General features: G+C 50.9%; 18 protein-coding genes, 1 pseudogene and 1 riboswitch. Of the genes and pseudogenes, 10 read left to right on the forward strand and 9 right to left on the reverse strand.

The window, feature by feature from the left end:
• Positions 1-76 precede the first annotated feature (76 nt).
• Together folE and yeiB are read left to right on the forward strand one after the other, a co-directional pair.
• The gene (folE, locus tag HGT71_RS07815) at positions 77-742 is read left to right on the forward strand and encodes a GTP cyclohydrolase I FolE (protein WP_048912270.1); all 666 of its coding nucleotides are present in this window, start codon (positions 77-79) and stop codon (positions 740-742) included.
• A 49-nt stretch (positions 743-791) separates the two neighbouring features.
• A pseudogene (gene yeiB, locus HGT71_RS15805) lies at positions 792-1853 on the forward strand (DUF418 domain-containing protein YeiB); the annotation flags it as partial.
• Here yeiB and sanA read toward each other — a convergent pair.
• The 4 genes from sanA to metG form a co-directional block, all read right to left on the reverse strand.
• Positions 1777-2640 carry an outer membrane permeability protein SanA gene (gene sanA / locus HGT71_RS07820; RefSeq protein WP_214217277.1) on the reverse strand — a complete coding sequence of 288 codons (864 nt, stop codon included), beginning with the start codon at positions 2638-2640 and terminating at the stop codon, positions 1777-1779. The pseudogene yeiB and the gene sanA sit on opposite strands and share 77 nt — an antisense overlap.
• A 105-nt stretch (positions 2641-2745) precedes the next feature.
• A complete protein-coding gene (locus tag HGT71_RS07825; protein WP_214217278.1) occupies positions 2746-4443 on the reverse strand; it encodes an NAD-dependent malic enzyme in 1698 nt (565 codons plus the stop codon).
• A gap of 113 nt (positions 4444-4556) precedes the next feature.
• A complete protein-coding gene (gene cdd, locus HGT71_RS07830; RefSeq protein WP_214217279.1) occupies positions 4557-5447 on the reverse strand; it encodes a cytidine deaminase in 891 nt (296 codons plus the stop codon).
• Between the two features lie 66 nt (positions 5448-5513).
• The gene (gene metG, locus HGT71_RS07835; RefSeq protein ID WP_214217280.1) at positions 5514-7577 is read right to left on the reverse strand and encodes a methionine--tRNA ligase; all 2064 of its coding nucleotides are present in this window, start codon (positions 7575-7577) and stop codon (positions 5514-5516) included.
• Positions 7578-7748: 171 nt separating this feature from the next.
• On the opposite strand from metG, the gene apbC reads away from it, so the two are divergent.
• From apbC to HGT71_RS07855, 4 genes are all read left to right on the forward strand, one after another.
• The gene (gene apbC, locus HGT71_RS07840; protein WP_214217281.1) at positions 7749-8858 is read left to right on the forward strand and encodes an iron-sulfur cluster carrier protein ApbC; all 1110 of its coding nucleotides are present in this window, start codon (positions 7749-7751) and stop codon (positions 8856-8858) included.
• Positions 8859-8951: 93 nt separating this feature from the next.
• Complete coding sequence (ahpC, locus tag HGT71_RS07845; RefSeq protein ID WP_214217282.1) at positions 8952-9515, forward strand: alkyl hydroperoxide reductase subunit C; 564 nt, start codon at positions 8952-8954, stop codon at positions 9513-9515.
• 65 nt (positions 9516-9580) lie between these two features.
• Positions 9581-11146, forward strand: coding sequence for an alkyl hydroperoxide reductase subunit F (gene ahpF / locus HGT71_RS07850; RefSeq protein ID WP_214217283.1), 1566 nt, complete (start codon positions 9581-9583; stop codon positions 11144-11146).
• Positions 11147-11262: 116 nt separating this feature from the next.
• On the forward strand, positions 11263-12408 hold the full coding sequence (locus HGT71_RS07855; protein WP_214217284.1) for a DUF4056 domain-containing protein: 1146 nt from the start codon (positions 11263-11265) through the stop codon (positions 12406-12408).
• Positions 12409-12412: 4 nt separating this feature from the next.
• Here HGT71_RS07855 and idnO read toward each other — a convergent pair whose 3' ends face one another.
• Positions 12413-13177, reverse strand: coding sequence for a gluconate 5-dehydrogenase (idnO, locus tag HGT71_RS07860; RefSeq protein ID WP_214217285.1), 765 nt, complete (start codon positions 13175-13177; stop codon positions 12413-12415).
• A gap of 169 nt (positions 13178-13346) precedes the next feature.
• The gene (locus HGT71_RS07865; RefSeq protein WP_214217286.1) at positions 13347-14639 is read right to left on the reverse strand and encodes a D-serine ammonia-lyase; all 1293 of its coding nucleotides are present in this window, start codon (positions 14637-14639) and stop codon (positions 13347-13349) included.
• Positions 14640-14852: 213 nt separating this feature from the next.
• On the opposite strand from HGT71_RS07865, the gene dsdC reads away from it, so the two are divergent.
• The 4 genes from dsdC to thiD all read left to right on the forward strand — a co-directional run bounded on the left by dsdC (position 14853) and on the right by thiD (position 18952).
• A complete protein-coding gene (gene dsdC, locus HGT71_RS07870) occupies positions 14853-15764 on the forward strand; it encodes a DNA-binding transcriptional regulator DsdC (RefSeq protein ID WP_277755788.1) in 912 nt (303 codons plus the stop codon).
• A gap of 320 nt (positions 15765-16084) precedes the next feature.
• Positions 16085-16849 carry a hypothetical protein gene (locus HGT71_RS07875; RefSeq protein WP_214217287.1) on the forward strand — a complete coding sequence of 255 codons (765 nt, stop codon included), beginning with the start codon at positions 16085-16087 and terminating at the stop codon, positions 16847-16849.
• Between the two features lie 365 nt (positions 16850-17214).
• A riboswitch (TPP riboswitch) is annotated at positions 17215-17309 on the forward strand.
• Between the two features lie 51 nt (positions 17310-17360).
• Complete coding sequence (gene thiM / locus HGT71_RS07880) at positions 17361-18137, forward strand: hydroxyethylthiazole kinase (protein WP_214217339.1); 777 nt, start codon at positions 17361-17363, stop codon at positions 18135-18137.
• Positions 18134-18952, forward strand: coding sequence for a bifunctional hydroxymethylpyrimidine kinase/phosphomethylpyrimidine kinase (thiD, locus tag HGT71_RS07885; protein WP_214217288.1), 819 nt, complete (start codon positions 18134-18136; stop codon positions 18950-18952). The genes thiM and thiD overlap by 4 nt, the downstream gene beginning before the upstream one ends.
• On the opposite strand, the gene yegS is transcribed toward thiD, so the two are convergent.
• The 3 genes from yegS to yegD form a co-directional block, all read right to left on the reverse strand.
• Complete coding sequence (yegS, locus tag HGT71_RS07890) at positions 18941-19831, reverse strand: lipid kinase YegS (RefSeq protein WP_048912255.1); 891 nt, start codon at positions 19829-19831, stop codon at positions 18941-18943. The two genes, thiD and yegS, sit on opposite strands and share 12 nt — an antisense overlap.
• 33 nt (positions 19832-19864) lie before the next feature.
• Positions 19865-21229, reverse strand: a complete 1365-nt coding sequence (trhP, locus tag HGT71_RS07895; RefSeq protein ID WP_214217289.1) for a prephenate-dependent tRNA uridine(34) hydroxylase TrhP — start codon at positions 21227-21229, stop codon at positions 19865-19867.
• A 108-nt stretch (positions 21230-21337) separates the two neighbouring features.
• Positions 21338-22690, reverse strand: coding sequence for a molecular chaperone (gene yegD, locus HGT71_RS07900; RefSeq protein ID WP_214217290.1), 1353 nt, complete (start codon positions 22688-22690; stop codon positions 21338-21340).
• Between the last annotated feature and the right edge of the window lie 16 nt (positions 22691-22706).

Below are 22706 nucleotides of genomic sequence, written 5' to 3' on the forward strand. Positions count from 1 at the left end.
CAGACTGCTTCACAATATGCAAAAGATTACCCGTACCGATATCAACGGGTGTAACACCTGCTGGAGAATTAAGACGATGTCCGAATTAAGTCAGGAAGCGATGCTGGTCCATGATGCATTGCTGGCTCGCGGGCTTGAAACCCCCCTCAATGCGCCGGTAAATAGTCAAGATAGCCAACAACGTAAGCAAAAAATAGCGGAACATATGCGTGAAGTGATGTTGCTGCTTAATCTTGACCTCACCGATGACAGTTTAATGGAAACCCCTAATCGCTTGGCGAAAATGTACGTCGATGAGATTTTCTCTGGCTTGGATTATGCCAACTTCCCAAAGATTACTGTTATCGAAAACAAGATGAATGTTGATGAGATGGTTACCGTACGTGATATTACACTGACCAGTACCTGTGAACATCATTTTGTGACCATAGACGGTAAAGCGACAGTGGCCTATATCCCAAAAGATAAAGTGATTGGTCTATCGAAAATCAACCGTATTGTGCAATTCTTCGCCGAGCGCCCTCAAGTGCAAGAACGCTTAACACAGCAGGTTCTGGTGGCGCTCCAAACGTTATTGGGTACCAACAATGTGGCAGTCTGCATTGATGCGGTCCATTACTGTGTGAAGGCTCGGGGGGTGAAAGATGCCACCAGCGCTACGACTACGACGTCGTTAGGTGGGTTATTCAAATCCAGCCAAAATACGCGCCAAGAGTTCCTGCGCACCATTCGTAATAACTGATCCTGCCGCGGCCAGGTGCCTTCCTGGCCGAATTGAGACGCTCACACTTATGCCTCGTTACCCTCAACTCGATTGTCTGCGAGGTATCGCAATACTGGGTATTCTGCTTCTGAATATCGTCAGCTTTGCACTGCCTTCTGCAGCCTATCTAAATCCTGCGTGGCAAGGGCCACCTTCCGACACCGATACCTTAGTCTGGGGGATAGTAGAACTGTTTGCGGAGATGAAGTTTCTCTCCTTGCTCGGTCTATTATTTGGTGCCGGTATTATCTTTCAACTGCCGCGCGGTTTGCCGTGGATCACCCACCGGTTGCTCTGGTTAGTCGTCTTTGGCGTGTTACACGGTATCCTGCTATGGCAGGGAGATATTCTGTTGTCATGGGGTCTCACCGGCTTAGTGGTCTATCGCGTGATTGCTTATAGCGATCGGAGTGAAAACTTACTGCGTACAGGGGTGATTTTCTATCTATTTGGCGTCGGCTTATTGGCGGGATATGCCCTAGTTTCCGGTCATCAGCCGGGCAGTGATTGGCTACCACAACCCGCTGATATTGCGGCTGAGCGCACTGTTGCGCTAAAGGGTGGCTGGTTAGCCATCCACGACCGCCTTGAACAATTTGATGGACGCTTGTTGGCCTTGGTCACTCAGTATGGCTGGGAATTGGCAGGCCTAATGATGATTGGCGCAGCACTAACGCGTCAGGGCTGGCTGCTGGGACAGCGCTCGGTCAGTCATTACCGCCGTTGTTATCGTTATTTATTACCCATTGGCTTTATGCTGACGGCGACGAGTGTCGCTTTGCAGTATGCGACAGGCTGGGCCTTCCGCTGGAGTGGCTTTTGGTTACAGATCCCTCTGGAGCTGGGCACGCCGTTGATTGCAGTGGGCTATATCGCGCTGTTCCATGCCCATTGGCAGCGCCTTTCGGGATGGCGACTGACCTCGCTGCTGATACGGGTAGGCCGCATGGCGTTGAGTAATTACCTGCTACAGACCCTAGTGTGTACGACGATATTTTCGGTATTAGGCTACTTTATGGCATTGACTCGGAGTCAGTTGTTGGCGGTGGTGCCTCTGGTTTGGTTGCTGAATCTGGCGTTTTCTTACTGCTGGCTGCGTTACTTCCGTCAGGGGCCTCTAGAGTGGTGTTGGCGTCGACTGACACGCTGGACGGCAGGCGTTTAGCTTGCTGATTTTCTAGCTCGACCAGTTGCTCAGGTGTCACGGCTGGGTAGGTTGGGCCGTGTTTTGGTAACTCCGCACGACTCGGAATCGGCACCATTGGGCCGAGAAAATGCGGTTCGCTGTTAAATAGATACAGATCGGCCAAGGCGGCGAGCCGCGCACCGACTTCTCGAATACGAATGCTCAAAATATTCTTAGGAGAAGGCACAGCGAAACATTGCGCTTGGATGCCTTGCTGTAAGGCAATAAACAGCGCACGTTCACAGTGAAAGCGCTGGGTAATGATAATAAAATCGTTAGTATCGAAGACCTTACGGGTTCTGACGATAGAGTCCAGGGTGCGAAAGCCTGCATAATCCAGGACAATATCGCTTGGCCGCACGCCATTTTTAATTAGATCACGGCGCATGGTGCGCGGCTCGTTATAGCTTTGCAGCGCATTATCGCCGCTCAGTAAGAGATAAGAGACTTTGCCGCTGTTGTAAGCATTCAGCGCACCTTGGATACGATAGAGGTAATATTGATTAGGTTCACCGCCGCGATAATATTTGGAAGTGCCTAATACGACGCCAACTTGACGTTTAGGCAGTTGGGAGACGGTATCATAAATGTAAGGCGCTGTTTTCCAGCTGATCCATTGGTCCAGCCCAATCGCTGTTAAGCCCAGCAGCATTACTAGCGCGAATAGACCGATAAACAGTCGCTTTATCATACCGTGCAAAATCCTTTGAATATCTCTGGTCGTAGGGTACTTGAGCGGGCGGGATCAGGCAAGGAGATCAAGGTAAGCCAATGTAATGACTTACCTTTAGTGGCATTAAATGGAGGCTCGGCGGTATTGCCGATAATGCGGTTTCCAGAAATTGGCCTCGACGGCTTCCTTAATCTGCTCCTCGCTGCAGTGTGTTGCCACGCCGTCTTGCTGTGCGGCTAAGGCGACTTTCACGGCTATATGCTTAGATACCGACTGAATCTCGGTAATCGGTGGCAGGATGGGGCCTTCACCCTGTTGGGCTTTCGGTGAACAATCGGCCAGCGCTCGGCAGGCACTGAGTAACATATTTTCCGTGACGCGCTTAGCGCCGCTGGCAATCACGCCTAAGCCAATACCGGGGAAAATATAGGCGTTATTACACTGTGCGATAGCAACCTTCTCACCTTGCCAAGTAACCGTACCAAAAGGGCTGCCCGTCGCGACCAAGGCCTTGCCCTCGGTCCAGGTAAAGATGTCAGTAGGGGTCGCTTCGGCACGAGAGGTCGGGTTCGACAGCGGCATCACAATCGGCGTGTCGCAGTGGTTGACCATCTCACGAATAATCTCCTCAGTAAATAATCCAGGTTGTCCTGACACCCCAATAAGAATTGAAGGGTGGGCATTATGCACCACATCGAACAAGGAATAATCGTCATTATCACTCTGCCAATCGCTCAGTGCGGAGGAGGATTGGCTTAAACGTTGTTGGAAGTCGAGCAGGTTGGTCAGCTTGTCGGTCAGTAGGCCATAGCGGTCGACCATAAAGACACGTGCACGCGCCTCTTTTTCAGAAAGTCCTTCGTGTTGCATCTCTTTGATGATCTGTTCGGCAATCCCACATCCGGCCGACCCAGCCCCCAAGAATGCGACACGTTGGTCTGACAGCTTGGTGCCTGCGGCGCGGCTAGCGGCGACAAGGGTACCGACGGCGACGGCTGCGGTACCTTGAATATCATCATTGAAGCAGCATAGCTCATCTTGATAACGTTCTAATAATGGCATGGCATTCTTCTGCGCAAAGTCCTCGAATTGCAACAGAACGTTGGGCCAGCGGCGTTTCACTGCCGAAATAAACTCTGCAACGAAACTCTCATATTCTTCGCCAGTGATCCGCTGATGACGCCATCCCATATATAACGGGTCGTTTAACAGCTGCTGATTATTGGTGCCAACATCGAGAACGATCGGTAGGGTATAGGCGGGGCTGATCCCCCCACAGGCTGTATAGAGCGACAGTTTGCCAATCGGTATTCCCATCCCGCCGATACCTAAGTCACCCAGCCCCAAGATGCGTTCACCGTCGGTAACAACAATGACTTTAACATTTTGTTTGGTGGCGTTTTGCAACATATCTTCAATATGATCGCGTTGCGGATAGGAGATAAAGACGCCACGCGCGCGACGATAAATCTCAGAGAAGTGTTCACAGGCGCTGCCCACGGTTGGGGTGTAGATAATCGGCATCATCTCTTCAAGATGATCGTCGATTAAGCGGTAAAACAGCGTCTCGTTGGTATCTTGGATATTACGCAGGAAGACGTGTTTATCATTATCGTTACGAAATGCATTGAACTGCTGCCAAGCCCGCTCGGCTTGTTCATCGATGGTTTCGACGTTATCCGGCAATAAGCCATTAAGGTTAAAAGCAGTGCGTTCGTCTTGGCTAAAGGCACTGCCTTTATTCAGTAACGGAAATTCTAATAAAATAGGGCCCGCGTAAGGGATATAGAGGGGACGTTCGCTTTCATACTCCAATTCCATGCTTTACTCCGTAATGGGGTGGGTGTGTGGCGTGATATCGTCTAACTATAGTCCCCTGGGCCGAGCTTTTCCGCGCATTGAGTCACTTTCTTACCAAATTTAACCGAACGTTATCACTTCGGTACTACCGTCACTGTTTCTAACGAATAGCCTCCCAAGGCCGTCAGAATAGCAGCACTGGCCGACTGTTGAGAGAGTGCGGCATCGCTGACTTCAACCAGCACGGCACGGGTAATGGCGCTCACTGAGTAGCCCTGTAACTGCATCATAATCAGCGCGCTTTGAAGGGGAGGCAGGCTCGGATTAAAGGCGGCATTTTCGGCGTAGCGGCCCGTCACCCAGTGATTGTCAGCGATTTGTAACGCGATGCCGCTATAAGCGTGCGTATAAGGGGCATAGCTCTGGCTCGCCGCGTCGACCGCAGCCTGAATCAGTGGGTCAGACTGAGCAGCGAAGGCATGGGTTTGTGGGTCGAACAGGGTATCCGTAATGCCTAAGTCTTTTGGGCCGAAAGCGTTAGGAAGATAATCGTGCAAGGTTTGCGGGGGGCGACCGGGTAAATAAATCGTCAGCTGTTGCGCGCTATTAAGCTCATTCATAAATTGGCGGCAATGACCACAAGGGGTGTAGTTGACCGTGACGGCGGTTAACTGGGGTTCATTACACATCCAAGCATGGTTAATGGCGCTTTGTTCGGCATGGATGGTTTGCTGTATCGGCGCAGAGGCAAACTCCATATTAGCGCCAAGATACCAGCGTCCACTGATCCCCTGCGCAACCGCGCCGACCTTAAAATGAGAGAGCGGGGTGATGGCATAACTTGCGGCAAGTGGCAGCAAGGCGAGTGCTAAGTCTGCAGCGGATAGGCCGCTAGCCTGTTGTAATGCGCTGACCTCTTCGGCGCTGAAACTGGCTTTGAAGGTATCGGCCATGACATAGGGGCGTAAAGCCTGAGCGAGTTCAGGTGTACAGTCTTGGAGGGCATTAAGTAAGCTATCGTTCATGATAGTTTTCTCGTTTTATAAAGGGAAAAAAAACCGGGCATTGCCCGGCTTAAGTATCGTCAACGCTTAACGTACTGGCATGCCTGGCGTTGCACCACTGTCGGCAGACAGAATAAACAGGTCGGCTCCGCCATTACCCGCAGACAGCACCATCCCTTCCGAGACGCCAAAACGCATTTTACGTGGTGCGAGGTTAGCGACGATAATGGTCAAGCGTCCGACGAGCACTGACGGGTCAGGATATGCGGCGCGGATCCCCGAGAAGATCTGACGTTTTTCCCCACCGACATCCAGCATCAGGCGTAGTAATTTATCGGAACCTTCGACCAGTTCAGCCACTTCGATTAGCGCCACGCGCATATCAACCTTGGCAAAATCATCGATAGTGATTGGGCCAGAATCGGCTTCCTCGGTAGCCACCGGCGCCGCGGCTTTTTTCTCCGCTTTTTTCGCTGCCTTCGGTGCAGGGGCGGCGGCCTCGGCATCCTGTTTAGAGGCTTCGATCAAGGCGTCAACTTTTGCCATCTCAATCCGTTGATACAGTGCTTTAAACGGCGCGACACGATGACCAAGCAGCGGTTGAGCGACGGAATCCCAGGTTAAGGTACTTTGTAAAAAGGCTTCAGCACGTTCGCTTAACGCAGGCAGTACCGGTTTTAACCAGGTCATTAATACTCGGAACAGGTGGATACCCATCGAGCAGATCGCTTGCAGTTTGGCATCGCTACCTTCTTGTTTTGCCACAACCCAAGGCGCTTGCTCATCAACATAGCGGTTCGCTTCGTCGGCCAAGGCCATGATTTCACGGATAGCACGGCTGAACTCGCGGCTTTCCCACGCTTCGCCAATCGAGGTTGAGGCCTCAACGAAACGTTGATGTAGCGCAGGGGCGTCGAGCTCTGCGGCTAACTGACCGTCGAAACGCTTAGTGATAAATCCGGCGTTGCGTGATGCAAGGTTCACCACTTTATTGACCACATCGGCATTTACCCGCTGGACGTAATCTTCCAAATTCAGATCGATATCATCGATACGAGAAGAGAGTTTAGCGGCGTAGTAATAACGTAAGCTGTCCGCATCCAGATGTTCTAACCAAGTACTCGCCTTAATAAAGGTGCCACGTGATTTAGACATCTTCGCGCCGTTCACCGTCACGTAACCATGAACGAACAGGTTGGTCGGTTTACGATGGTCACTGCCTTCGAGCATGGCTGGCCAGAATAAGCTGTGGAAGTAGACAATATCTTTACCGATAAAGTGGTAAAGCTCAGTCGTCGAGTCTTTTTTCCAATACTCATCAAAATCGATATCGGAGCGCTTATTACAGAGATTACGGAACGACCCCATATAGCCGATAGGCGCATCGAGCCAGACGTAGAAATATTTTCCTGGTGCATCCGGAATTTCGAAACCGAAGTAGGGCGCGTCGCGGGAAATATCCCACTGCTGTAAGCCGGTTTCGAACCATTCTTGCATTTTATTCGCCACTTGCTCTTGCAGGGCACCCGAACGGGTCCAGGCTTTCAGCATTTCAGAGAACGAAGGCAGGTCGAAGAAAAAATGCTCAGAATCGCGCATCACTGGGGTTGCGCCAGACACCACAGATTTCGGATCGATCAGCTCTGTCGGGCTATAAGTCGCACTGCAGACTTCACAGTTGTCGCCATACTGATCGACGGCTTTACATTTTGGACAGGTCCCTTTGACAAAACGATCGGGTAAGAACATCCCTTTTTCTGGATCGTAAAGCTGAGAGATGGTGCGATTCTTAATTAAACCATTATTTTTAAGGCGACCATAGATCAACTCAGACAGCTGGCGATTCTCTTCGCAATGCGTCGAGTGATAGTTATCGTAGCTAATGTTGAAACCTGCGAAATCGCGCTGATGCTCGGCACTCATTTCTGCGATCATCGCTTCAGGTGTTACGCCCAGTTGTTGGGCTTTCAACATGATTGGGGTGCCATGCGCATCATCGGCACAGATAAACCAGGCAGTGTTGCCACGCATTCGCTGATACCTTACCCATATATCCGCTTGGATATGCTCTAGCATATGCCCAAGGTGGATTGAACCGTTGGCGTAAGGCAGGGCACAGGTGACCAGTAATTTTTTTGTGGCTTGAGTCATAATTTGCGTAGCTTTCTGTAGATGAACAAAAGGAATAATGAATGGTAACTGAAGGCCCCGACAAGGTAAACGGTTAACGTCAACTAACAGCAAGGACGATAAGAATCTGATAAGATTAGCCGATGCGTTACCATCTTATTTGCTTAACTGATGCCTTCTAGGAGCGATGCCATGTCTTTTGCCCCCTCATCCCCGCAGTCCTCTGATTTGCGCGATACCGTTAACCCGCTTCTTGCTCAGTTTTCGCATCCCACCTTACGCCAAACGCTGGTCGACCTTCAGGCACTGCAGCATGCTGTGCGACTGGATCACACCCTACATATTGAATTACAGCTGCCGTTCGCGTGGCCGCAGGGATTTAAGGCACTACAAGCTTGGGCGACCCCGTTATTACAAGACGCGACGGGCGCTAGCGAAGTGGATTGGCACCTTGATTACACTATCGCCACGTTACAACGGGTCAAGCAACTGCCTGGCGCGAAGGGCGTGAAGAATATTATTGCCGTCAGCTCGGGTAAAGGCGGGGTCGGCAAGTCGAGTACCGCGCTGAATGTCGCGCTAGCACTTGCCGATCACGGGATCCGCGTCGGGGTGCTCGATGCCGATATCTACGGCCCCTCACTTCCGCAAATGTTGGGCACCGCAGACCAACGTCCGTCCTCGCCGGATGGTAAGCATATGGCGCCTATCATGAGTTACGGCCTAGCGACTAACTCTATTGGGTATCTGGTCACGGACGATAATGCGATGATCTGGCGTGGCCCTATGGCCAGTAAGGCGTTATTACAGCTGCTCAACGAAACGCTGTGGCCAGACCTCGATTATCTGGTGGTGGATATGCCGCCAGGAACCGGCGATATTCAGCTAACGTTAGCGCAAAATATTCCGGTGACTGGCGCGGTGGTGGTGACCACTCCGCAAGATGTCGCCTTGCTGGATGCGCGAAAGGGGGTGGTGATGTTCAATAAAGTCGATGTACCGGTCTTAGGGATTGTCGAAAATATGAGCGTGCATATCTGTCAAGCCTGCGGCCATCACGAGGCGATATTCGGTCACGAAGGGGCAAAAGCGCTCAGTGACGACTATAACGTGCCGGTGCTTGGAAAAGTGCCTTTGCATATTCAATTACGAGAAGATTTGGATGCAGGCATACCGACCGTGGCGAGGGACCCGGCGGGGACTTTTAGCGAGTTATATCGCGAAATCGCTGAGAATATTGCGACGCAGCTTTACTGGCAAGGTCATGTTATCCCTGAAGATATTTCGATTAGAATCCTTTGATAGGTATCACTGATTAAACCAATACATAGGAGTGATTGGCCTTAGCGAGGCGGCTGCCTTAAGGTAGCCACAACATTCTAGCGGAGGCCAATCATGTCCATTATCAATACCAAAATCAAACCTTTTAGCAATACGGCTTTTAAAGCAGGCCAATTTATTGAACTTACCGAGAAAGTCGTTGAAGGTAAATGGAGTGTGTTCTTCTTCTATCCTGCCGACTTTACTTTCGTTTGTCCTACCGAGCTGGGTGACGTTGCGGACCATTACGATGAGTTCCAAAAGCTTGGTGTGGATATCTACTCAGTCTCCACCGATACTCACTTCACCCACAAAGCGTGGCACGGTAGCTCCGAGACCATTGGTAAAATCAATTATGCAATGATTGGTGACCCGACCGGTACCCTGACACGTAACTTCGATATTATGCGTGAAGCGCAAGGCCTTGCTGACCGTGGCACCTTTATCGTTGACCCAGAAGGGATTATCCAAGCTGTGGAAATTACGGCAGAAGGGATTGGCCGCGATGCGTCAGATCTGCTGCGTAAAGTGAAAGCGGCACAGTATGTGGCGACTCACCCAGGTGAAGTCTGCCCAGCGAAATGGAAAGAGGGTGAGGCGACCTTAGCGCCTTCTCTAGACTTAGTCGGTAAGATCTAAGCAACGCTGAGCAGTACTCTGTTACGGGCGCAATTGCGCCCGTTTTGATATCCGGGGAGAGCATAATGTTAGAGACTCAATTACAAACACAATTAAAAAGCTATTTAGAAAAACTGACTCGACCCGTCGACTTAGTGGCCTCTCTAGACCACTCTGCCGCTTCGACGGATATTCGCCAGCTGCTAACGCAGATTGCGGGATTATCGGATAAGGTGACCTTTATCGAGGAAAACCGTACCGATGTGCGTCAGCCTTCTTTTTTAATTACGCCGCAAGGTCAGCGTCATGGCCCGCGTTTTGCTGGTTCACCCTTAGGGCATGAATTTACCTCCTTAGTGCTGGCGCTTTTACAGACGGGTGGGCATCCGTCGAAAGAGAGCCAGGCGTTACTTGAACAAATTAAAGCCTTACCCGACGAGTTACATTTCGAGACTTACTATTCGCTGTCCTGTCACAACTGTCCGGACGTCGTCCAAGCGCTTAATTTACTGTCGATTCTGAATCCACGTATTCACCATACCGCTATCGATGGCGGGCAATTTCAACAAGAGATTGCTGACCGCAATATCATGGGCGTGCCGGCGGTTTTACTGAACGGCGAAAGCTTCGGTCATGGCCGTATGACATTAGCCGAAATCGTTAATAAAGTGGACAGCGGTGCCGCCGCACGTCAAGCCGCCACCTTATCGGAACAGGCCCCTTACGAGGTATTAATTGTCGGGAGTGGGCCTGCGGGGGCTGCTGCCGCCATCTATACCGCGCGAAAAGGAATTCGGACCGGACTGATGGGCGAGCGTTTCGGGGGGCAGGTGCTGGATACGGTCGATATCGAAAACTATATCTCCGTACCTAAAACTGAAGGCAGTCGCTTGGCGACCGCGTTACGCACCCATGTCGAAGATTATCAGGTTGATATTATTGAAGCCCAACAAGCTAGCCAGCTTATTCCTGCCCGCGAGCAGGGTGGCCTTCATCAACTGACCACCGCTAGCGGTGCGACGTTGCTCGCTAAAAGTATTATTATCGCGACTGGCGCACGCTGGCGGAATATGGGGGTTCCTGGCGAGGACACTTACCGCACGCGCGGGGTAACCTATTGTCCGCATTGTGATGGCCCATTGTTTAAAGGTAAACGTGTTGCCGTTGTTGGGGGCGGCAATTCTGGTGTCGAGGCGGCCATCGATCTGGCAGGACTGGTCGAGCATGTGACTTTGCTAGAATTTGCGGATTCACTGAAGGCTGACCAGGTGCTACAAACTAAGTTACGCAGCCTGCCTAATGTTGAGATTATCGTCAATGCGCACACGCAAGAGGTGTTGGGAGACGGTCAACAGGTGACCGGATTGGTATGGAAAGATCGTCAAACGGCCCAACTCAATACGCTGGCTCTGGCTGGGATCTTTGTCCAAATTGGCTTACTGCCCAATACGGCATGGTTAGAAGGCGTTATCGATCGTAACCCTATGGGGGAAATTATTGTCGATTCGCGTGGTGAGACCAACCAACCGGGTATTTTCGCCGCTGGGGATTGTACCACCGTCCCGTACAAGCAAATTATCATTGCCAGTGGCGAAGGTGCGAAAGCAGCATTAAGTGCCTTCGATTATCTGATCCGTACTCAACCGCTGTAGCATCCTGCACGATTACTTAAGCCCGATTGGGCTTAAGTAATTTTCAGAAATGACCCGCATGACAATTCCCCGCTTTTCGCGTTAACTGTAGGCAAAATAGTTAATGGAAAAGTAAAATGTCCTCTCTCTGGCGCTGCCGTTCTTCTTTGTTTATTGCGATTACGCTCTCCTTACTCCCTAGTGCATGGGCGATCAATACGCCACTCGATTTGGCAACCCAACCTGAGCAAAAAGCCTCGGCGGTAAGCCAACTGCCTGCGCTACAAAAGCCCGAAGGACTTCGACCTTGCTGTGCATTCGGCCATGATTTGCGCGCGGAACTGAAAGGCGCACCGGTACCTTTTTATCGGCTGGATAATATCGTTGAAAGTCATCGGTTAGGGACCCATCGCTACAATGACAGCGTGATCCGGGGACTGACCAGTATGGTAGGTGGCGGCAGTGAAAAAAATGGCATCATCTATACCACGCAAAGCGGATTTATCGATACCGCACATGTGCGAGACAGTATGGATATGACCTACTGGATTGCCAGTCAGTTATTGCAGCATCAGGGGAGTGCTTTTCGTGTCAGCTTAAGCAATGAACTCGCTCGCCGAGATATCGTCATCCGGCCTTATCAAGTGCCGAGCGATCCGCAGAAAGCCTTCAGTGTTGTAGTGTGGACCGCTGCACGGGTGGCATTCGATCTCGCCGCTTGGCATGAGATCGCGCAATGGTATGGGTTCGAATCGGTGCCCGGTTTCTCCGAAGGGGTCTCTGCGTTTTCGCCAGAAGATCTCTGTTCTAACCTGTTGGGCGTTCGTTTAGCCGCCTCGCTGCTGTTGCAGGGAGAAGGCAGTGAAATCAAAGATTATAATTCCCATGCGACTGAGATCATTACGCAAGCCCTCGATCAATTGGGGGCAGTGCCAAAAAACGTCACGGCACAGCAATTTGACCGGCTAGACGGGCAGTGGTGGGATAGCCAGCGCCGAGTACCGAATAAATGGTTGGTCCGCCACCGTAATTACCTGACCCAAAATGCACGACAGCCTAGCGCCATCCCCGGTGAGCCAGGGGCAAATCATGCATTGGCTTTGCCTAAGAAAGTGGCGGGAATAACCTTAGATGACGTGGCCGCACTGGAATTAATACCGATCAAGGCATCCAAACAGTTGCCGACTTTTCATGAGCAGCTTACCCGCGCGGATTTTCAGCGGTTAGCAGAGCAGGCTGAGATCGAGGATACCCGACAACGGCCTGCGCTTAACGCCAAATGATACATTACACCGCGACGCGCATCCCGCCATCAACGAACAGCAGATGACCATTCACAAAGTCGGACGCTTTTGACGATAGGAACACCGCGGCACCAATCAACTCTTCGGGATTCCCCCAGCGGGCGGCTGGGGTACGTTTGGTTAACCAATCGGTGAAGGCTTTATCGTCGACCAAGGCCTGAGTCATCTCTGTCGCGAAATAGCCGGGAGCGATGCCGTTAACCTGAATATTATAGCGCGCGAGCTCCACACACATTCCTCGTGTCAGCATCGTGACCGCTCCTTTTGAGGCGGCATAAGGGGTGATGGTATCGCGCCCCAGTTCGCTCTGCATCGAGCCAATATTGATAATTTTTCCGGCTTGACGCTTGGCCATATAACGGGCGACCGTCTGTGACACTAAAAAAACTGCGGTTTGGTTTACCGCGATCACATCGTTCCAATCTTGTTCGGCAAATTCAAGAAAAGGGCGACGGCGTTGAATCCCGGCATTATTGATTAGGATATCGATTTGCCCCAGAGTCGATTCAATGTGCTCAATGGCCTCAGCCACGTTTTGGGAATCCGTCACATCGAAGGCCACTGCATGAGCGGTGTGGCCCAGTGCACGGAGTTTGGCTGCCGCGCTTTCGGCTCCTGCCTGCTGCGTGGCGTTGATGATGACTTCCGCACCCGCTTCCGCTAACCCTTTTGCCATAAGAAAGCCAATCCCACGCCCTGAACCGGTGATCAGTGCGCGTTTATCTGTTAGCGAGAAGAGTTGGCTCATGCAAGTTTTCCTTATTCATCATTAAGTAAAAATTAAGTGGGGCTTATTTAGCGAAATTAGCGTCGCTGTTAATGTGATCTATATCACTCTTTTTCTATTTTACAAATTGATGATACGCAAAGCGTGCGCTGGGTAAGCTTTCTCGAGCTCGATTACGGAAAACATTCGGTTAAGGCAGGTTCCCCATTTCAAGATAGCGCTGCATCTCCTCCTGCGGCACCATACTGCCTCCCGTGGCCCAGACCAGATGCGTCGCATGGCTAAGCTTCGACACATCGTTACCTATCCATAATGGGCCTTGCATACCGGCTAAGGCCGAAGGCTCGAGTTGAATATTTTCGCTGTGATGGAGCAGCAGTTGTAAGTCTGAGAGCCGCTGATCGCTTAGTGTATAACAGCCATCAATCAGCGATGCCATCGCCCGTCCGACAAATCCTGATGCGCGACCGACAGCCAAACCATCGGCAATGGTATGGTTATCAAGTCCAATATCCTGGACCGAGATAGCTTCGTGGTAGCCGGTACTCAGCCCCAATAGCATACAGGGCGAGTGTGTCGGCTCAGCAAAATAACAGCGTACGGCATCGCCAAAAGCAAGTTTAAGTCCAAAGGCGACCCCTCCCGGTCCTCCACCCACACCACAGGGTAAATACACACAGAGTGGATGCTGCGGATCGACGGTAATTCCCTGCTCCGCTAATTGCGCGGGTAGGCGCAACCCCGCGACGGCATATCCGAGGAATAGAGTAGAGGAATGTTCATCATCGATAAAAAAGCAGTAAGGATCGTCTGCCGCCGTTTGTCGGCCCTGTTCCACGGCGACGCTATAATCATTTTGGTGTTCGATAACCGTTACTTGGTGGTCTCTCAGTCGCTGTTTTTTCCACTCTCGGGCATCGGATGACATATGCACAATCACTTGAAAGCCTAATGTCGCCCCCATTATTCCAATCGATAAGCCAAGATTCCCTGTCGAGCCTACGGCAATCTTATAGCGGCCAAACAATTGCCGAAAGTGGGGGGTGAGCAGCTGTCGGTAATCGTCCTGTTCACTAAACTCCCCTGACGCCAGTGCCAGTTTTTCCGCCAAGACTAATACTTCGTAAATCCCTCCCCGGGCTTTAATCGAGCCGGAGATCGGCAGGTGGCTATCTTTCTTTAGCCAGAGCTTACCCTGTAAGGGGCCTTGTTGTGCTAAAGCTTGCTGCATGGCGGGGATACAAACAATATCCGATTCAATAATCCCCCCTCGTGCGCGGCTTTCGGGAAAGGCTTCGGCGATCAGGGGCGCAAAGCGTTGCAGGCGCTCGGCCGCATCCTGAATGTCCGCTAAGGTGAATCCCACGTGCGTTAACCCCTCGCTGGCAGGAAGGCGGTGTGGGTTCGGCCAAAATAAAGGGGTCTGGGTCGAGAGTTGCTGAACAACCTTATTGTTATTAAGCGCGGGAAATTTATCCGTCATAATCTTATTCACTTAGTCTATACCTAGCGTTAGTAGGGGGTGGTCACTCACCGTTGAGCGGCAGCATACTGTTGCAACTGATACGCTGACAAGTGATCGCTTTTCAGCCTAGGCTGAGGACAAATCATGTGAACCTGTTGTGAATTTATTGCATTATGCCAGCTTAGAACGTGGAGCATAGGAAACCCAAGCGTTGATGATGAGGGCAATATTCTGAACAGTTTTCAAGCAGGGCAGCTTAACCGCTTACAAACCTTCGCGTTGGTAGCAGAAAAAGGGTCTATTGCCTTAGCCGCGAGAATACTCTGCTTAACACCCAGCGCCGTCAGCCACCGTATTCGCCATTTGGAGCGAGAGCTTAATATACCGCTCTTTATGCGTCTGCATCGTAAAATCATCTTAACGGCCGAGGGCGCACGTCTCTTTCAGAAAATTACACTCTCTTTCGATTTATTGAGTAAAGAGCTGCTCGATCTTAAGCATCAAGGCGTCATCGGGCGGTTAAACCTGTATAGTCGGCCCTCATTTGCTCAGGCATGGCTTGCCCCCCGATTAGGGGATTTTTTAGATCGCTATCCCGGTATCGATGTCTGCCTCTCAACGGGCAATGATCTGATCCAGCTGGATGAGCTTGGGGTGGATATTGCCATCAACTTCGGTCTCCTTAGCCTGCCGGGACTTACCTGTACGCCGTTGATGAACGAATCCATCACGCCGGTTTGCTCAGCCCATTATGCTGACAAGTTTGGATTACTGAACCATCCTGAGCGATTACAAGGGTGCCGTTTGCTTCACGACCATCGAGCGTGGCAGAGGAACAGCGGGAACCATGAGTGGCAGCAGTGGACAGAGGCCTTTGCTATTAGCGTCACGCCGGCCTCTCATCTCTATTGTGACCAGATGGCGTTAGCCGTTACCACCGCAGTTCATCATGGTGGCGTTGCCATGGGGCGGATGCGGTTGCTTGAAGAGAAACTTCAGTCCGGCAGCTTGGTGGCCCCCTTTCCCGATAACATCTTGGCAAGCCCCTATGGCTATGCGTTATATACGCAGCAAGGCACCCATTGGCCCAAAGTCCAACTGTTTATGGCGTGGATAGCCGAGCAGGTGGGGAGTCAGGGATAACGGTCGTAACGCCCGACTTATCGCAGTGAACTAAGTTATTTAGATGTTTCTTGTCAGATATCACTCTTCAGTAACACTTTTCTTGCAGCGACACATAACGTCTCTTAAGCTGCCAAGTTATAGAAAAACGCTTTCTCTTCGATTCGGGGTGCTGAGTTTATCAGGCTGAGTAATACTTGAATTAGGGTACCGATTTATAAATTCAGGATTCCATAACTATTTTAAGGTTATCGCATCACTGCCTTCCAAGAAGGAAGCTAACAAAAATATTCTTGGCGTAATTCAATAACGACAAGTTAAGTTGAAAGATGGAATCTACTATGGAGAAAATAAAGTTGAAAAATCTTAATGGATTATTACTAAGCACTTTTGGATGTGTTTTGTTAAGTGCTTGCGCAAATTCCCCTTCACCGCCAAGAACCAAGATTGTCGATACAAGAACGATAGATTTTGATAATTCTTCTAGAATAACTGTACTCACGCAGAATGCTATAAACGGTGACGTTATTGAAGATACAGATAACACATTAAATGTTGTCTCTAAAGCAGATACCGCAACACTTGTAGGTTTAAAAACGTTACAGATTGCAGCTACGCTCCTTGGCGGTGGAAGTTCCAACACTGATGGATTTAGTAAAGAACAGTTAAAGGGTAACTCTATTCCTAGTGTTAAAAATAAAACAATGGATTATTTAAACCCTGAGCTGGATACAATGTTAAAAGGTATGAACACCTATACAGGAAAGGACGCTAAAATTACCGTTCAACCTTACAAGTTTAAGCTTATTTATGAAGGTTTAGGAAACAATAATTACGAATTTAAGTATTCAACCACAATAAGCGTTGGGGACTTTGACCAAGTTTGCTCAAGCAGTGATCTACTATCCTCTGAGCGAATTAAGCCGATTGATGAATGGGAAAAAAATAATTACGAGCTGACCCAAGTGACCACTAAAAAAATCATCAAAAATTGCTTTGAAAAAATCAATCAAGCGGAGAACAAAGAAAAGCTACGAAATGCTTTATTAAAATCCACACTCAACGATCATAAAGAAAACATGCCCAACGTAAGTACGTCAGGTTAACGCTAATTTATATCTGTTGATGACTTGATATAAAAAAAAGAGCTTTTATGTAGTGATAGGCACTTAGAATAACACGTAGAAACTTTTTTATGGGACTTGGCGCAATTCGTCGCCCACTGATATCGATTCTGTCTTCGACATCAGAAAGCGGTGGATGACGCCAATTCATTGTTCTGAATGTTAGGCTAAAAGATAATTTCCAGAGGGTTTTTCTGCACTATAGGCGCTATTTGAGTGGTATTGATGAATGCAGAGGGTAAGGGTTGAGCGGTAAGTGAGAAAACAGGCGAAGTAGCCTTAGCCAGCTGACGCACTTGCGGCGCAAAGCAATTTCCTCTACTCTGCCAGATCTAAGAAGATACAATCTTCATGACTCGGGGTGCCTACTTACTCAGGCTGAGAAATACCCGTATTACCTGAACTGGATAATGCCAGCGTAGGAAAGTCACTCGCCTCATTAGGGGCTGTCTTTCTACCGCCGGTGGGAGACAATATGCCCACAGATACCGTTATGTCCGAGCTTGATGCAGCGATGGCCCAACAGGCTATCGCTCAGCTTGCTGACCATTCGCCGCTTATTCACTGTATCACTAATACTGTTGTGCAGAACTTCACCGCCAATCTATTGCTTGCGGCCGGGGCGATACCGGCAATGATTATCGACCCGAGTGAATGCCAAGAATTTACACCGATCGCCGATGGGCTGTTAGTGAATGTCGGTACCCTGCACCACGAACACTGTCCCACTTATTACCATGCCGCGGAAAATGCTAACCGTTTTGCTAAGCCATGGGTACTGGATCCGGTGGCTGTCGGCGGCTTGACCCTGCGGACTGAATTCTGTCGCAAATTGCTGTCATTAAATCCGAGTGTGATTCGCGGTAACGCCTCAGAAATCAGCGTATTAGCGGGTGAGACGACTGGCGGCCGAGGACCTGAAACGCAACTGAGCGCCGATCAAGCACTCGATGCCGCGCGAAAACTGGCGAAGACGATTGAGGGCATCGTCGTGGTCACCGGAGAAGTCGACCTGATCACTGATGGCGAGAGAACCCTTAAGGTCTCGGGAGGCTCAGTGTTAGCCACTCGAGTGACGGGGGCCGGTTGTGCATTGTCGGCACTCTGTGCAGCCTTCGCCTCGCTAGCGGGCGATAGGCTGAGCAACGTGGCGAGTGCATGTTGGATGCTCTCTCGTGCGGCAGAATTCGCTGCGCGGCAGGCCGCGGGTCCCGGAACCTTTGCGCTACATTTACTCGATGGTCTTGCCCAGCAGAGGGAGGCGAAATGAGCCCCTATAATATTTTAACCATTGCCGGAACCGACCCCTCGGGTGGCGCGGGTATCCACGCCGATTTAAAAACCTTTAGTGCATTGGGGGGGTATGGTACGAGTGTCATCACTACCTTAGTTGCGCAAAATACCTGCGGTGTGCAAGGTATATTTCCTGTTACCGCCGAGTTTGTCCGCCAGCAATTAGACTCGGTCTTGACCGATCTGGATATTGCCAGCGTAAAAATGGGGATGTTACATCACCAAGGGATTATCGAGCAGGTGGCCGCAGGCTTGCAGCATTCGTCAATTCCTTGGCGGGTCTTGGATACGGTGATGCTGGCAAAAAGTGGCGATCCCTTGTTAGATCCAGAAGCGATACGCTGCCTGTGTGAGGTGCTGATCCCTGAGGTGTCGATTATTACCCCGAACATTCCCGAGGCTGCTGCGTTACTGGATTGTCAACCTGCCGAAAATGAGACTCAGATGCGTAAGCAGGGCGAAAAACTGCTTACCTTAGGCTGTGAGGCGGTGTTAATGAAAGGCGGCCATCTGCAGACGGCTGAAAGCCCTGACTGGCTAATGACAACCACCGGCGAGCAGCGTTTTAGCCAACCGAGAATTGCCACCCATAATACCCATGGGACAGGCTGTACATTGTCGGCTGCACTGGCGGCCCTACGCCCGCATTTTACAGACTGGGCGCAGACGACTTGGCAAGCAAAACAGTGGTTGCAAGGGGCGATTGCTCATGCCGATGAGTTAAATGTTGGACAAGGCCATGGCCCCGTCCACCATTTTTACCAACAGTGGCCCGTCAGCTTACCCCAATAGGCCACAGATAGCGGGTAAACGAAAACGGATCGCTTCACCCAACACTTTAAAGTGGAAGTGCGTGCCGCTTTGCGGTTCGCCATCCAAGTTAAAGGTCATCGTATGTTCGCTGGTCAGGGTAAATTCACTGGCGCGTTGGTTGATGATATTAGGATTCTCATCATCACGGGTCAGTGAATGTAGCAGGGAAGGGAACAGCTCCTGCGCTGTGATGACGGTCAAGGCTAACTGTTGATCGTTGATCAAGGCCGTTGGGCAGAGTCGCTGCCCGCCCCCTGCCATGCGGCCATTACCTACCGCAATCACCAAGGCATCGCCTTGCCATTGCCATTGCTCACTGGCAAGGGTGCAGTGATCTGGCTTCAATCGGTCCATCCGTAACAGTCCATGCAGGAAATAGGATGCCCCGCCCAGGGCCGACTTTAATTTTTCTGGCGTCTCGGTGGTAATTCGCGTGCCAAAACCGCCCGTCGCCATATTGATAAAGTAGTGCTGTTGATTGACACAGGCTAAGTCGATAGGCTGCGCCGTGGCGGTCAGCGCTAACCTTAAGGCTGCTTCAATCTCCTGTGGTACGCCGATACTGGTGGCAAAGTCGTTTGCTGTGCCCAACGGCAATACGGCCAGTGGTGGACGTTGGGCTGCCGAGAAACGCATAAGGCTGTTGACCGCCTCGTTCAAACTACCATCGCCACCGCCGATAATCAGGGTTGAACACTCAGCTTCAATGGCCTCGGTGATAAAACGGTGACAGTCACCAAACTCCCAGGTCACTCTGACTTCAAGGCGACTCCCTTCCTCCCGTAGGAGAGTGACAGCGTCACGAATAGTCGGGTCACTGGCTTTTTTGCCATGTAAAATCAGAAACGCTGAACCCATGTTTTATCCCTTCACTTAATAACATTGGCTCCTTTATACCATACCTGCGCCTTGAGTGTTGCAATGGGGCGCTTGGGTGGTCTGCCCCTTTTGCAAATGGCGCACGAGTAGTGCGTAGCGAAGGTCGGTATTGGCGGGGATTGGGATCCACACGCGGTAACCATCACCCGGGGCCACGGTGAGGGGCCTACGCTGTTTATCGTGCAGGGTATCGAGAATAAATGAGAAATTACCGCTGGGGGTCATCACTTCGAGGTTGTCACCACACTGGAATTTATTTTTAACAATCACCTCGGCGAAGCCTTGGTCTTGGGCTTGACTAAATTCGCCGACAAATTGCTGCCGATCAGAAACAGAGTACCCCTGCTGGATATTTTGATAGCTATCATGGGTATGGCGGCGTAAAAATCCTTCGGTATACCCGCGGTGGGCTAATCCTTCCAAGGTGGTGAGTAACGAGGGATCGAAAGGTTTTCCGGCTTGTGCATCATCAATGGCCTTACGATAGACTTGCGCGGTGCGGGCGCAGTAGTAGAAAGACTTGGTCCGTCCTTCAATCTTTAATGAGTGGATGCCCATTTCGACTAAGCGGGGAACGTGCTCTACGGCGCGTAAGTCTTTAGAATTCATAATATAGGTGCCATGCTCGTCCTCGGTCGCACTCATCGGTTCGTCAGGACGCATTTTATCGGTCAATAATAGTGCTTGCGCAGTGGTGGGCCCAAGGCCAAGCGTTGGGACAGGGGCATCACGCTTCACTATATGACCGAGATCGTCCTGCTGAGCGGGGGTAACCTTATAGTCCCAACGACAGGCATTGGTGCAGGTTCCCTGATTCGGGTCGCGTTTGTTGAGATAGCCTGAGAGTAAACAGCGGCCAGAGTAGGCCATACAGAGCGCACCATGTACGAAAACTTCGAGTTCCATATCGGGGACTTGCTGGCGGATCTCACTGATCTCTTCCAATGACAGTTCCCGCGACAAGATTACGCGACGAATGCCTTGTGTTTGCCAAAATTTAACGGTAGCCCAATTCACCGCATTGGCTTGAACAGAAAGGTGGAGGGGGAGGCTAGGGAAGTGTTCACGCACCAGCATGATCAGCCCGGGATCAGACATAATGAGTGCATCGGGTTGTAGGGCAACAATCGGCGTCAGGTCGCGAATAAAGGTCTTGAGCTTAGCGTTATGCGGCGCAATATTACTGACAACATAGAATTTCTTACCGAGCTGATGGGCCTCTTGGATCCCTATGGCGAGATTCTCAAGCGTAAATTCGTTATTTCTGACGCGCAGACTGTAGCGCGGTTGTCCTGCATAAACGGCATCTGCGCCATACGCAAAGGCATAGCGCATATTTTTTAACGAGCCCGCAGGAGAGAGTAATTCTGTTGTCATGATCAACTCCATACTTAAGCAGGGTTAATGGTAACCCTGTAAAAAGTAGGGGATTGTACGACCCGTCCTGTAGCCCAACAACCGTTAACTTTTATTGAATTGATCTGACTACGCAAAAAGCGTATTAGCCCAGCGCGTTAGCCCCAAGGTTACCGATCCAAAATCATCTCCTTGGATAATTTGCGTATCGGGCAGAAGTTGCTCCAACGCTTGGCGTAGTAGTGGTGATCGCGCGCTGCCGCCCGTTAAGTAAATGACTTCAGGTTGAACGGTGGCTTGCTGCATCACCTCCACCACTTGCTGTAGCATTTTCTGTAAGGGTGAGTCGATCGCTTCCCGCAAGGTTTGCGCAGAGAGGCGCAGTTCTAATGCTGTATCGAGGTAGCTTAAATCACAGTGGGTTTCAGACTGTTCGGAGAGGTCGATTTTCGCTTGCTCAGCGCTGCGCACCAGCTGATAGCTTTGCTTTTCTTGCCACAAGGTCAGTAGACGGGTCACCAGCTCGGGGTGTTGCGCATCTTTGACCATTTGTTGAAGCTGCTTACCGCCACTGGCACTGTAAAAGTCGCCTTGAGCCATCACATCATTAATGGCGATGGCATTCCACCAAGGCAGCATCGGTAACGCTTTGCCGGTACGTGAAGGGCTGCCTGCGCCTAATAGCGGCATCAGCTGTTTATAGGCCAGCATAATGTCGAGGTCGTTCCCTCCCACTCGACAGCCACTGTGTGCCAGTAAGCTTTCGCTACGCTCGGCTTTATGCCGCCATTCGGGGCCCATCAGCAGCAGTGAGCAGTCGGTGGTTCCCCCACCGATATCGACGACCAGGACGCGTGTTTCGCGGCTGAGTCGAGATTCATACTCTAAGCCTGCTGCCACCGGCTCGAACTGAAATTCCACCTCGCGGAATCCAGCCCGCAGTGCTGCGCGACGCAAAATACCGACCGCTTGCTGATTCGCCTCTTCACCGCCAGTGCCTTGGAAGTTAACGGGTCGTCCAATAACGGCTTGCTCAATCGGCGCTTGGGTGTGCAGCTCTGCTTGCTGGCGGATATGTAACATCATGGCGCAGACGACGTCATCAAAAAACGCGATTTGTTGCGGCTTGAGTCCCTTGGCGCCGAGAAACGACTTGGGTGATTTCACAAACCAAACGTCTTGCGGGTCGGCGATATATTGGTTGAGCGCAGATAAGCCAAATTGCACACTTTGTGCCGATACAGGCAGATCTTCATCACGATTCGCCCGCAAGGCTTGCTGTAAAAGTGCGGTCTCTTCGGCGGTGTGATAACTGACACCGTGGTGACGATATAACCATTCACTGACGGCTGAGCGAAGGGGGGCGCTCATCATCGAGGGGAGTAATTTTTCTGACCCTGCAAGCGGTAGCTGTTTAAACTGACCTTCTCGTTCGACGGCTACCGAACAGTTTGCTGTACCATAATCGAAACCAATTACCATGCTGCACCCCCTCAAT

Origin of the sequence: Rosenbergiella epipactidis (assembly GCF_018494055.1) — a bacterium.
In the GTDB taxonomy this organism is placed as follows: domain Bacteria; phylum Pseudomonadota; class Gammaproteobacteria; order Enterobacterales; family Enterobacteriaceae; genus Rosenbergiella; species Rosenbergiella epipactidis.